A 12,169-nucleotide genomic window follows, 5' to 3' on the forward strand; every position below is an offset into this window, starting at 1 on the left:
TATGAAGGTTTCTAGATGGAAGAGTGGGATATTGGTTTTAATCGTCAGTCTTTTATTTCTTTCGACTGATATAAAGATGGTTTCGGCGGGTGAAAACCATGATCAGCTTTTTGTTTATATTGGCGATAGTTTAATGAAGGTAAAATCCGGCGACCTTGAGGGAGTATCGAAGAATATCGATCTATTCGAGCAAGATTGGAAAACGATAAAAACGGACAGCGAGAGTGCGAGGAAAGTCGACGAGAAGCTATCCGCTGTAAAAAGTGCTGTGAGCGACCAAGCCTCCACAGATGAAATCAAAAAGCAATTATCGGCATTATCAAGTACTCTTGTTATTTATGATACAAACGAAAACCCTGTTGACAACACGGACTATAAAGAACGGTTACAAGCGATACTTCCATTAATAGATAAGTTGGAGGCTTTGATAACTGAAGGTGACTTTGATCAAGCCAAAGTCCAATATAACAATCTCCTGAATCAATGGACCGATGCAGAGGTTATTGTCAGGGAGAAAAGTGTTGCTACATATGGTGAGTTTGAAACGAAAATGGCCTTTGTTCGGATAGCGATTACCCAAGACCCACCTGATCCGGAAAAAGCCCAAAAAAATTTAACGGAATTGAAGGGTCTAATCGAGGATTTCCTTGCTGGTAAAGTTGAATTGGGAAGCCAGAAAAACACCTATTCACTTGGGGATGTAACAGAACTTTTACAAGGAAGTGCAACGGATATCGAAAAGGATGACATCGATTCTGCCGTTGATAAACTAAATGAAATCTTAACAATTTGGCCCAATGTAGAAGGGGAGGTTTCCACAAGGGACAGCAAGCTTTACAGCGACATGGAAACGAAAGTCCCGACTGCAATCAGCCTATTGCAATCGAAAAAGGTTAAGGCGGATGAAGCAAAGGGAATCGTATCCGATTTAAACACAAGGTTACTCCCTTTAATTGAGGATACGGGTTATACAACCTGGGATGCAGCTCTGATCCTTTTACGGGAAGGGTTGGAAGCACTCTTGATTGTAGCTACATTACTGTCTTTCCTAAAGAAAATCGGGCAAGCGGACAAACAAAAATGGATTTGGACAGGGGTTGGTGCGGGTTTAGTTGCCAGTTCCATTTTGGCGGTCATAATCAATATCGTTTTCTCTCAGATCACGGCTGCTTCAAGCCGGGAATATATTGAGGGAATCACTGGTATTATGGCAGTATTGATGATGTTGACAATTGGTCTTTGGCTTCATAGTAAATCGAATGTCCATGCATGGAACCAGTATATCGGCAAGCAAATGAACCAGGCCATTGCGACGGGGAGCATCATCTCATTCGCTTTAATCAGTTTTCTATCCATATTCCGTGAAGGTGCCGAGACGATTATCTTTTATGCTGGAATGGCTCCTTATATGGAATTAAAGCAGCTGCTGAGCGGGATTTTCCTTGCCTTCCTCATTTTAGTGTTGATCGGTTTCATCATGCTGCGATACAGTGTGAAATTACCGATGACCCTATTCTTTAAAGTGGCAACGATACTCATATATGCCTTGGCTTTCAAGATTCTTGGAGTCTCCATCCACTCACTTCAGGTTTCTCAAGTGATACAGACAAATACGATCAGCTCTTTCCCATTTGTAGAAACGATAGGTCTTTATCCAACAATGGAAACGCTGGTACCGCAAGGTGTGTTATTATTGCTGATTGCATTGGCCACCATTTGGGTCAAAAAGAGTAATTCCACACGTGCAACCGAATAATAAAATGGGACTGACGAATGTCAGTCCCATTTTATTTGGGGTATTAACGAATAGATCGGCGATAGGAATAATGCTTCCATTGATAAAGGATAAAGCAGCCGATGCAGAATCCAAGAATGGCCATGAAAGAAGCCATTCCGACCATCAAGGTGAATATATAACCGGTAGCGTTCCACCCCAGCAAGAAAGAAGTGAATCCAAGTCCTAAGCAAACGACTGCTATGGCCTGGTTGAATCGTTGCTGTGAATGATCTTCAGGAATATAATCGGAGGGTTTCTTTTTAAGAAAGAGCTTGGCCAGACGCATCACTGGATTGAAATTAAAGAGCATACCCAAGAGTCCTGCTGTTAAAGGAATCACTAATATCCACATTTGTCCCGTTAATAAGGCGGTGGCTACGCTTAACAAAATGACCCATTGATTCGTTCTTACTAAGGGACGGGGAATGGAACGGATTTCATTCGTCATACTAATACCAACTTTCCTTATGCGTTTTATAATATTTTATCTTTATTATAATCACTTGTGAAGTGGAAAGCTATAAACCAAAGACAAAACCTCACTTTGTTTATAATTATTTTAATTTAATATTGATTATCATTATAAAAGTAGTATAATATATAACAAGCAATTAAAGTGAGGAGGACAGTATAAATGGTAGTAAAAGTTTGTGAAACATGCGGAACACCAATAAAAAAGCTAAAGCATTCTTCCTTATGCCAATGCGGTCCTAAGATATTGAGCAATCAATTCTCAGTTAAAACAAAAAAATAAATCCGTGGATTAAATGATAAAATTAAACCGATTATTCAATTAATCGGTTTTTGTTTTTAGACAAAAGGGATTTTACCTAAAATTTCAAAACAAAGTTGATTGGAACGTAAGGTGCGAGACTCCTGCGGGAAAAGCGCGTCGAGGGGAGACCCCGCAGGCGCAAGGCGCCGAGGAGGCTCCCGGACCGCCCGCGGAAAGCGAGTGCCTGGAGTGGAAATCGACGACTTTCGGGGTTTTATAAACCCTCAAAAAAATCGAGACAAACTTTATTTTTTAGCGAGTTTCACTACAGTCTGAAACTGATTATTCAATTAATCGGTTTTTGTTTTTCCATTGAAGGGTAAAAAGAGGGTAATAAATATTTTTCATTTCAAATAAAATAATGTACGATTATGGAATAGAATAAAACGTCATGGAGGAAATGACATGCTTCCAGTTTGTCAAACCATCACGTGACGGTTAGGAGGGGTTATGTTGGGAACGAGACTTTAAAAATTGGCGAGTTGGCGGAAATGGCGAACGTTACGAAACGAACCGTAGATTATTATACGAACCTAGGCTTGCTTAAAGCAGAACGTTCCGCCTCTAATTACCGTTATTATTCAGTCGGTGAACTTGAAAGGCTCCGCCGTATCGAAGGATACAAAAGAGAAAACCTTTCATTGGAAGAAATTAAAGAACTACTTAAACAGGAAATGGAAGCCGCATCAGCAATTGAGGAAAAAGGTCTTCAACTCAAGAATAAAATGGATGGCCTGAACGAGGAACTTCAAGAATTCATCACCTTGATTGAAAAGGATGGAAAAAGTGAGCATCTTCTAAAAAAACAGGTATCCAGTGAAAGCATGGCCTTGATCCAATCATTACTATTGTTGCTGGTATGATTAAAATTTATCTCTATAGTTTTATGCACGAAGGTGCATATTAACGAATATAGGCTAAATGGTTTTGGTTCATGTTATAAGGCAAAAATCTCATTTAGAAACGAAAATAACCATTTATACAGGAGGTGCTTGGGATTAAGCCGTACATGTCTAATCCAAAGGTCAGAAGGATTGGCACTATATGGTGAACCCGCACATATTGGAGATTTTTATAAAGTTATTAGCAGTAGCTGTATTAATAGCATTAACCGCTTTTTTCGTAGCATCGGAATTTGCAATCGTTAAAGTCAGAAGTTCCCGAATCAATCAATTGATTGAAGAAGGGCATAGAAATGCCCTCGCAGCCAAGAAAGTGACAACGCATATCGATGAGTACTTATCTGCCTGTCAATTGGGGATTACAGTAACCGCCTTAGGTTTGGGGGTGTTGGGTGAACCGACTGTGGAGGCGATTTTAAAACCATTGTTCACTAAATGGGGATTAGAGGAATCCATAGGTCACATCATCTCGTTCCTGATCGCTTTCGGTTCCGTAACATTCCTTCATGTTGTAGTCGGTGAACTGGCTCCAAAAACGGTTGCAATTCAAAAGGCAGAAGAGGTAACCTTGCTTTTTGCAAAGCCGTTAATTCTCTTTTACCGCATTTTATACCCATTCATTTGGTTACTGAATGGTTCTGCGCGTCTTCTGACAGGCATTTTCGGATTAAAGCCAGCATCTGAGTCAGAAATGGCCCATTCCGAAGAAGAGCTGCGCATCATTTTATCGGAAAGCTATAAAAGCGGTGAGATCAACCAATCGGAATACAAATATGTAAATCAGATATTTGAATTTGATGAGCGTATCGCCAATGAAATCATGGTTCCGCGTACGGAAATGACCGTTATCGAAAAAGGCATGCCATTATTGGAAGTTGTTGAACTTATTCAAGAAGAACAATACACAAGGTATCCGGTCATAGACGGTGATAAAGATAATGTTGTGGGAATGGTCAATATCAAGAGACTTTATACAGCGACGATTACAGAAGATAATGTAACAGCTTTGACGGTGGATTCCTTTGTGACACCCATCATCCGTGTTCTTGAAACGATCGCCATTCATGATTTGCTGCTGAAAATGCAAAAGGAACGGATCCATATGGCAGTTTTGACTGATGAATATGGCGGAACGGCCGGTCTTGTAACGGTTGAAGACATTCTTGAAGAAATCGTCGGGGAAATCCGTGATGAATTTGACCAGGATGAACGCCCGCTCATTCAAAAGATTGATGAAGGGCATTATGTATTCGACGCTAAAACATTAGTTGAAGATGTCAATGATACCCTTGCGATCGATTTGCCGGAGGAAGATATCGATACATTGGGAGGATGGTTCCTGACAGGCAGATTTGAGATAGCTATCGGGGATAAAATCGAATACGCCGGATATGAATTTACTGTAAAGGAAATGGACGGCCACCATGTTTTATATGTTGAAGTGAAGAAGATTAAATAAACAGGATCACAACAAAAGCCGAAAGTGGAAACTTTCGGCTTTTATTAATGCTCATTGGTTCGAACAATGACAATATAACAATGGTTAAAGCAGACTGTTGTATAATTGGAAAATAAATTCCATAAAAAAATACACTGTAGGTAACCATTTTTGCTTGGAAAATGTTAAAATTAACTTTGAGCAATGAATCTATCTATATATATATCATTTTAAAGTTTCAATATAAAAAAAGTTCTTCAAAAGTAGTACTGATGATAGTATTAAGATTTATTTTGCAAAGCCGTTTATTTTTGGCTGATATAAATAAGTATCGAAGGTGGGCGGGAAAATGGGTTTTAAGAAGAAGCAAATGTTGGGATTTGGTTTAATTTTGCTTTTCTTGGCTATTTTACTTTCTTTCATGATGATTACGCTTAACAATTTAAAGAGCAGCATGACTGAAATAGTTGAAAATCGTTATGAAAAAGTTCAAGATTCGATGGAAATCCGTCAGCTTTTTTCCAGGTCGGACCGTGAGATCCTGTTTGCAGCTAATGATGCAAACAAAGAAGAAAGAGCAGAGAGCCTTGAAATCATCAATGAGAATCATAGTTTGATTGAATCAAAAATTGCTGGGTTATCAGGTACGTTAAATAAGGCGAAAGCAAAGCAATTACTGAAAGAGTTCGAGACTCAATATGCTTCTTACTCCATAACGGAGGCTGAGATCATCCAAAAGATAAAGTCGGGAAACTCATCGGATTTAACAAGCCTGATGGTTGATCAAAGGGAAAAACGTACGAAAGTCATCAGTACGATGGACGAATTTAAAGATTACCAAGAAGACGTCATGAAAGATACATTGAGTAATTCGAAACAAACCTATGAAGATATGATCGGTTTTGTGATTTTTGCGGTTATCCTCAGCATTTTGGTTATTTCCGTAACGGTTGTTTGGATGATTCGCAGTACTTCGAAAGATCTGCAATCGATTACGAATGTCATCAAAAATATCGATTTTAAAAATTTATCGGTCATACCAAGAATTCCGGTTCGAACTACTGATGAAATTAGTGAAATAGCGAGATCGTTCAATGATATGGCGGAATCTCTTGAAGACTATAATCGAAAAGAGAAAGATTTCACTGAAAAGATTAGTGAACAGAACTGGATCCAGACCCGTGTGGCAGATATAGCTACCATGTATCAGCGCATTGTTGATGTGGAGGTTCTGGCTGACCGGTTCATTACAAGACTTGCACCGATGATGGGGGCTTCAATTGGAGCTTTTTACGTCAAACGGGGTGAGGGTGTTGATATGCGTTTTGTGAAGCTTGCCAGCTTTGCTGGAGATGGCGAAGATTCGGGCAGACGTGAATTCCGTCTTGGCGAAGGGCTGATCGGACAATGCGCCCTTGAAAAGAAATCCAAAGTCATTGACGATATTCCTGAAGATTTTCAATTGGTTACGACAGGATTAGGGGAAGTCAACCCGAAAAGCATTGTCATTGCGCCAGTCGTTTTTGAGGATGAAGTTGTGGCGATGGTTGAACTGGCGAGTTTGGAGACTTTTACGAAGTTGCAAAAATCTTTCCTGAACCAGGTTCTTGATACTCTAGGCATCACGATTAATAATGTAGAAGGCCGGATGGAAATAGAGCGTTTATTGAAAGAATCACAAGCACAGACCGAAGAGTTACAGGCTCAATCGGAAGAATTGCAGTCACAATCAGAGGAAATGCAAGCTCAATCGGAGGAACTGCAAACACAGGCTGAAGAGCTGAGAATGATCAATGAACAATTAGAAGAGAGAAATCGTGAAACTGAAGAGAAATCAAAAGAACTTCAAGTTGCAAAACAAAATCTTGAAAAACAGGCGGAAGAATTAAAGTTAAGTTCAAAATACAAATCGGAGTTCATGGCCAATATGTCCCATGAATTGCGGACACCGCTCAATAGTATTCTGATTTTATCTGAAATGCTTTCAGATCCGAATGATAGTAAATTAAATGAAGAGCAACAGGAATTCGCTCGTGTCATTAATTCATCGGGCCAAGACTTATTAATGTTGATTAATGACATTTTGGATTTATCAAAAGTTGAAGTCGGAAAACTTGAAGTGGTCTTTGACGAAATGAATTTGAGTGAACTTCCTGAGTTGTTGCACCGTAACTTCGATCATGTAGCGAAGAAAAAGAACATTGATTTTATAATAGAAAAAAGTAAAAACGTTCCGGATATTTTCTTTACGGATGAACAGCGCTTCCAGCAAATTTTGAAAAACCTGTTATCCAATGCATTTAAATTCACGGAAAAAGGTTCTGTGTCTGTCCGAATCCAAAAAGCCGATGAAGAAAATGTAGCACAATGGATACAGACAAAAGGAGCTAGCAATTGGGTTGAAATTAAGGTGACGGATACGGGCATCGGAATATCAAAAGAGAAGCAAAAACTTATTTTTGAAGCGTTCCAGCAAGGTGACGGAGCTACGATGAGAAAATATGGCGGTACGGGCCTAGGGCTATCTATTTGCCGGGAATTTGCCAAACTTCTGGGAGGCTGGGTCATTGTAGATAGTGAAGAAGGGCAAGGCAGTACCTTTACTTTCTTTATTCCAAGCATGCCAGAGGGCTTCAAAAATGTCAGTGAAGCAATAGCTGCTTCTCCGGAAGTGGCAGCAGCTAACCACGATGATTCTACCGCGGCTTTTGACGGTCAAGGAGAATCGGATGTAGTTATAATGGATGAAGAAAATCGGAATAAGGTTAAACCATTCTGCAATAAAACAGTACTGGTCGTCGATGATGATCACCGTAATATATTTGCTCTGGAAAATGCGCTGAAGCATGAGGGGATGGAAATCCTTACAGCTGAAAACGGCTACGAATGTTTGGAACTCCTTGAAAAGGGAAACGATATAGATGTTATATTGATGGATATCATGATGCCGGGCATGGACGGTTACGAAACGATGACCAAAATTCGCGAGCAGAGTAAGTTCGAGGAACTTCCAATCATCGCGCTAACTGCGAAAGCTATGAAAGGCGATAGGGAAAAATGCCTGAAGGCCGGAGCTTCCGATTATGTCAGCAAGCCATTGAAATTGGATCAGCTGCTATCCGTCCTAAGAGTATGGTTGACTAATTGATTGATAGTACTTACGGGTAAGGAAGGTTTTGCATGAAGGATACTTTAACGATTGAAGAAAGAGAAAATTTGGAAATAGAATTATTGTTAGAGGCCATTTATTCCGTTTCTGGCTTTGACTTTCGCAAATATATGCGTTCTTCAATAAAAAGAAGAGTTGAAAATAGAATGAGACTGGACCATATTCGCAGGATTAGCGGGATGATAGAAATGGTTTTATATGAAAAAGGGTATGTCGAGAAGCTTTTGAAAGATTTTTCAATAAATGTCACTGAAATGTTTCGCGATCCGGAATTTTTTAAAGCCTTTCGTTTAAATATTGTACCGCTCCTGAAAAAACTTCCTGAAATCAGAATTTGGCATGCGGGTTGTTCGACCGGTGAAGAAGCCTTTTCCATGGCGATCATCCTCAAGGAAGAAGGGCTTTATGATAAGGCGAGGATTTATGCCACTGATATGAATGAAGAAGTCCTCCGTCATGCGGAAAAAGGAATATTACCTTTAAATAGAATGCAGTCTTATACGAAGAACTACTTGCAAGCTGGGGGTAACCAGGAATTTTCGGAGTATTATACAACGGATTATCAAAATGCTTATCTTGATTCGGGTCTCCTTAAAAACATTGTGTTTTTCCAGCATAATTTAGTTACTGATGGTTCGTTCAATGAGTTTCATATCATCATGTGCCGGAATGTGATGATTTACTTTACCGGTGAATTACAGACCTATGTTAATCAGTTGTTTTATGACAGTCTTTGTAAAGACGGTTTTCTTGCGGTTGGCAGCAAGGAAACACTGCATACATCATCCTTTTCGGAAGATTATGAGGACTTTGACTCAAAGGAACGAATTTATCGGAAATTGTAAAAAGAAAGAGTCCGCATATAAGCGGACTCTTTCTTTTTAATTCAGTGCATTATTTTTCACTTTTTTTTGCATATCTATGTTTAAGATATCGGAAGAAGGGGTATATATAATGAGTTGGTCTCCATGTAAAATCGCTAGCGTGGTTTATCATTATTAAATGAGACTGAACTTCGTTATAATATAATGGAGAACTCCTTTTTTTAGGAGTTTTAGTAAAGTACAGATCCATAAAAAAAGATAAATGTTGCCGCTCGATATAAGCCAAAAGGGGAATGAAAGAATGACGATTTTAATCGTAGATGATAACCAGGTTAACCTTTTCGTTATAGAGAAAATTCTAAAACGAGCTGGCTATACGGATTTTCTATCATTAACTTCAGCTGTTGAGATGTTTGAATATTTACAGGTGGATAGTCCGCAACCTAAAGAGAATTCAGTTGATATCATTCTGCTTGATATCATGATGCCGGAAATCGATGGGATAGAGGCGTGCAGGAGACTTCAAAGTATTCCTCACCTTAGAGATATACCCGTGATTTTTGTGACCGCCCTTGAAGATTCAAACAAGGTGGCCGAGGCACTTGATGTTGGTGGAATTGATTATATAATGAAGCCTATCAATAAAATAGATTTACTTGCGAGGATTCGCGTAGGGTTAAGACTTAAATATGAAAAAGATTGGCATAAAATGCAGGATGAAAAAATCCGCAATGAATTGGATCTTTCCATGCAGGTTCAAAGCAGCTTATTAAGTGAACCCATTATAAATGACCACTTAACTATAAGGGCATCATACTTACCTGCGAATAAATTAGCAGGGGATATGTACTATTGGCACCGCATCGATGAAAATCGGTATGGGATCATCCTGTTGGATATGATGGGGCATGGCATATCCGCCTCACTTGTGTGCATGTTCATTTCCTCCGTATTGAGGGATGCCATCAGGACACATACAGATCCAGTGGCAGTAATAAACGAAATGAATCGCTGGATGAGTACCCTTAATAAAGAAGATAATCAAGTGCATTATTATTTTACCGCGATTTATATGATCATTGATACAGAGCAAAAGACAGTGGAATATGTGAATGCCGGACATCCTCCGGGATTTGCTTTAATGGACGATGGAAAAGTGGCCTCCCTTTCAAAAGGGACATGTCCTGTTGGGTTCTTCACTGAAATGAAAATAGAGAAATCCGTCATTCATTATGAAGAGAAGATTCAGCTTATGCTATTTACGGATGGAGTCATGGAAGCAATAGATCGAGAAGGGACGGAAGGACTCGACCAAATCAAAGAAGCGGTCACGACGAGATGGTTTGATTGTAAAGAATCTCCCCCTATCGATTTTTTGATGCCCCCGGAAATGCAGCAAGATCAACCTGATGATATGTGTGTTGTTGTTATACAAGCGAATTGAAGAAGGAAGAGGCGGCAGATTATCTGCCGCCTCTTCTCTATAAAAGGGGGGTCACTTTTATATGAGAGTGGATTCTCTATTCGGTTATTTGCAATTAACGGTCATTTTTCAATTTACTAATGCCATCTTGGAGATTGCCTTTTAATTTATCAACTTTACCTTCTGCTTGTAAGTGAGGATCATTTTTCGCGTTTCCGACTTGGTCTTTCGTTTCACCTTTAACTTTATTTACAGTACTTTTTACTTTGTCTGATAAACCGCTCATTATGTTACCTCCTTTTTCTTTATATACTATATATACCCATGAAGGGCATGGGTAAACCTGATTTTTATGGAGAAAGGAGTTTAAGAGGCGATTATTGCCCTTTTGCTTAACCTCTGGATGAAATGATATGACCGATCAATTATTTGATCTTTATCATGATCCAACGAGGCCACATGATATGAGTTTTCAAGGGGGGCCATCTCCTTATCACCGGACATGACAGTATCGTAAATCTGATAGGAACACGAGTCTGGTACAACGTGATCTTCTGGAGAATGGAAGATAAGTATCGGGCACGAAACGTCTACTAGTTTTTGACTGGTATGTTCCATTATATCGAGCAATTGATTAATAGCTTTTGCCGGAACTTGGTCATATGTGATTTCTTTAGTTGTATCGTCTTTTATGTCAGCCTTGCCTTCAGGAATGAAGCGCGGAACCGATTGGTTGCGATATTTTTCATATTCAGGAACTTGGAGAGCGGCATTGATGGTGAGAATTCCATCACAAGCAACTTTTGTAGCTAAATCGAGAACAAGGGCGCCTCCCATTGATTGTCCGATGGCAAATACATGGGTGCAGGTTCGTTTTAACTTTGCATAAGCCATTTCAACATCCTGTATCCATTCCTGATAATGACTCGTTTCCATTTCGTATTCATCCGTTCCGTGGCCCGCCAGTCGAGGAGCGAAGACAGTAAAGCCTTTGGCGGCAAATTTTTCACCTAAATACCTTACGCTTTGTGGCGTTCCGTTAAAACCATGGCAAATAAGAATGCCGATAGAATTGCCGGGTAAGAAAAAAGATTCTGCACCTGGTATTACCATTGCTGCTGTCATATTCCCATCTCCTTTAAATTAGCTAAGTTTTATTAATAGAAAGTTTATAAATAAAATTAACTATTCCGATTATTTTACTTGGTTATATAATAGCATAATGAAAATTGTGAAGTCAACTTGGTTATAATCCGATTTCATTATCATTAAGTAGCATTAAAAAAGGATATAAGATACTTATTAGGTCCATTCCATATATCGTTGCCAATCTTTCTACTATATAAGTATTGTCTTGTAATTGTTGATAAACTGAAGAAGCTAATAACCGGTGAAAGATATAAATAAAAGAAATGGAAAAAAGGCGTTGACATTAATGTGAAATGGGATTAATATAAATAAGCACCAACTAAGAGAAACGAAAAACTTCATCACTTTCGGCAGATTGCTGAAAGAAATAACTATTGACTTCTTACTATGAAAATGATAAGATGAAATGGTCGCTGAAAAACACAGCGATTTAAAATAAGTTAAAAACTTCGCAGAAGTTGACAACTAATCAATAAAGTGTTATGATGAATAAACAGCCGTTCGAAAGGACGATTGTGAGATTGCTCTTTGAAAACTGAACAAAACAAAGCGCCAACGTTAAATTTTAAGTGAGCACACACTATCAAAAAAGCAAATGAGCAAGTCAAACATTTCTTCGGAGAGTTTGATCCTGGCTCAGGACGAACGCTGGCGGCGTGCCTAATACATGCAAGTCGAGCGAATCGACGGGAGCTTGCTCCCTGAGATTAGC

The 12,169-nt window shown here is 39.2% G+C and carries 9 protein-coding genes and 1 rRNA gene; 7 read left to right on the top strand and 3 right to left on the bottom strand.

The window, feature by feature from the left end; all coding sequences use genetic code 11:
- The first annotated feature begins 1 nt into the window (after position 1).
- Positions 2-1,756 (top strand): FTR1 family protein, encoded by a 1,755-nt coding sequence (locus N0M92_RS20970; RefSeq protein ID WP_260287648.1) that lies wholly within the window; start codon positions 2-4, stop codon positions 1,754-1,756.
- 43 nt (positions 1,757-1,799) lie between these two features.
- On the opposite strand, the gene N0M92_RS20975 is transcribed toward N0M92_RS20970, so the two are convergent.
- Entirely contained in the window at positions 1,800-2,225 is a 426-nt protein-coding gene (locus N0M92_RS20975) for a DUF4395 domain-containing protein (protein WP_260287649.1), read from the bottom strand.
- A gap of 758 nt (positions 2,226-2,983) precedes the next feature.
- Between N0M92_RS20975 and N0M92_RS20980 the strand changes: the two genes are divergently transcribed.
- The 5 genes from N0M92_RS20980 to N0M92_RS21000 all read left to right on the top strand — a co-directional run bounded on the left by N0M92_RS20980 (position 2,984) and on the right by N0M92_RS21000 (position 10,329).
- Positions 2,984-3,415, top strand: coding sequence for a MerR family transcriptional regulator (locus N0M92_RS20980; protein ID WP_260287654.1), 432 nt, complete (start codon positions 2,984-2,986; stop codon positions 3,413-3,415).
- A 199-nt stretch (positions 3,416-3,614) separates the two neighbouring features.
- Positions 3,615-4,913 (top strand): hemolysin family protein, encoded by a 1,299-nt coding sequence (locus tag N0M92_RS20985; protein WP_260287655.1) that lies wholly within the window; start codon positions 3,615-3,617, stop codon positions 4,911-4,913.
- A gap of 328 nt (positions 4,914-5,241) precedes the next feature.
- Entirely contained in the window at positions 5,242-8,040 is a 2,799-nt protein-coding gene (locus N0M92_RS20990; RefSeq protein WP_260287650.1) for a response regulator, read from the top strand.
- Between the two features lie 32 nt (positions 8,041-8,072).
- Positions 8,073-8,906 carry a CheR family methyltransferase gene (locus N0M92_RS20995; protein WP_260287651.1) on the top strand — a complete coding sequence of 278 codons (834 nt, stop codon included), beginning with the start codon at positions 8,073-8,075 and terminating at the stop codon, positions 8,904-8,906.
- Positions 8,907-9,186: 280 nt separating this feature from the next.
- On the top strand, positions 9,187-10,329 hold the full coding sequence (locus N0M92_RS21000; RefSeq protein ID WP_260287652.1) for a fused response regulator/phosphatase: 1,143 nt from the start codon (positions 9,187-9,189) through the stop codon (positions 10,327-10,329).
- A gap of 94 nt (positions 10,330-10,423) precedes the next feature.
- On the opposite strand, the gene N0M92_RS21005 is transcribed toward N0M92_RS21000, so the two are convergent.
- A complete protein-coding gene (locus N0M92_RS21005; RefSeq protein ID WP_069981788.1) occupies positions 10,424-10,594 on the bottom strand; it encodes a CsbD family protein in 171 nt (56 codons plus the stop codon).
- 80 nt (positions 10,595-10,674) lie between these two features.
- Entirely contained in the window at positions 10,675-11,433 is a 759-nt protein-coding gene (locus N0M92_RS21010; RefSeq protein ID WP_260287653.1) for an alpha/beta hydrolase, read from the bottom strand.
- Between the two features lie 637 nt (positions 11,434-12,070).
- Here N0M92_RS21010 and N0M92_RS21015 point away from each other — a divergent pair.
- Positions 12,071-12,169: ribosomal RNA gene (locus N0M92_RS21015) — 16S ribosomal RNA — on the top strand; the annotation flags it as partial.

The organism is Peribacillus aracenensis, from assembly GCF_025175645.1.
In the GTDB taxonomy this organism is placed as follows: Bacteria; Bacillota; Bacilli; order Bacillales; family DSM-1321; genus Peribacillus; species Peribacillus aracenensis.

Coding starts and splice junctions, on each gene's coding strand:
- N0M92_RS20970 (WP_260287648.1), top strand. CDS start 2: ATGAAGGTTTCTAGATGGAAGAGTGGGATATTGGTTTTAATCGTCAGT.
- N0M92_RS20975 (WP_260287649.1), bottom strand. CDS start 2,225: ATGACGAATGAAATCCGTTCCATTCCCCGTCCCTTAGTAAGAACGAAT.
- N0M92_RS20990 (WP_260287650.1), top strand. CDS start 5,242: ATGGGTTTTAAGAAGAAGCAAATGTTGGGATTTGGTTTAATTTTGCTT.
- N0M92_RS20995 (WP_260287651.1), top strand. CDS start 8,073: ATGAAGGATACTTTAACGATTGAAGAAAGAGAAAATTTGGAAATAGAA.
- N0M92_RS21000 (WP_260287652.1), top strand. CDS start 9,187: ATGACGATTTTAATCGTAGATGATAACCAGGTTAACCTTTTCGTTATA.
- N0M92_RS21005 (WP_069981788.1), bottom strand. CDS start 10,594: ATGAGCGGTTTATCAGACAAAGTAAAAAGTACTGTAAATAAAGTTAAA.
- N0M92_RS21010 (WP_260287653.1), bottom strand. CDS start 11,433: ATGACAGCAGCAATGGTAATACCAGGTGCAGAATCTTTTTTCTTACCC.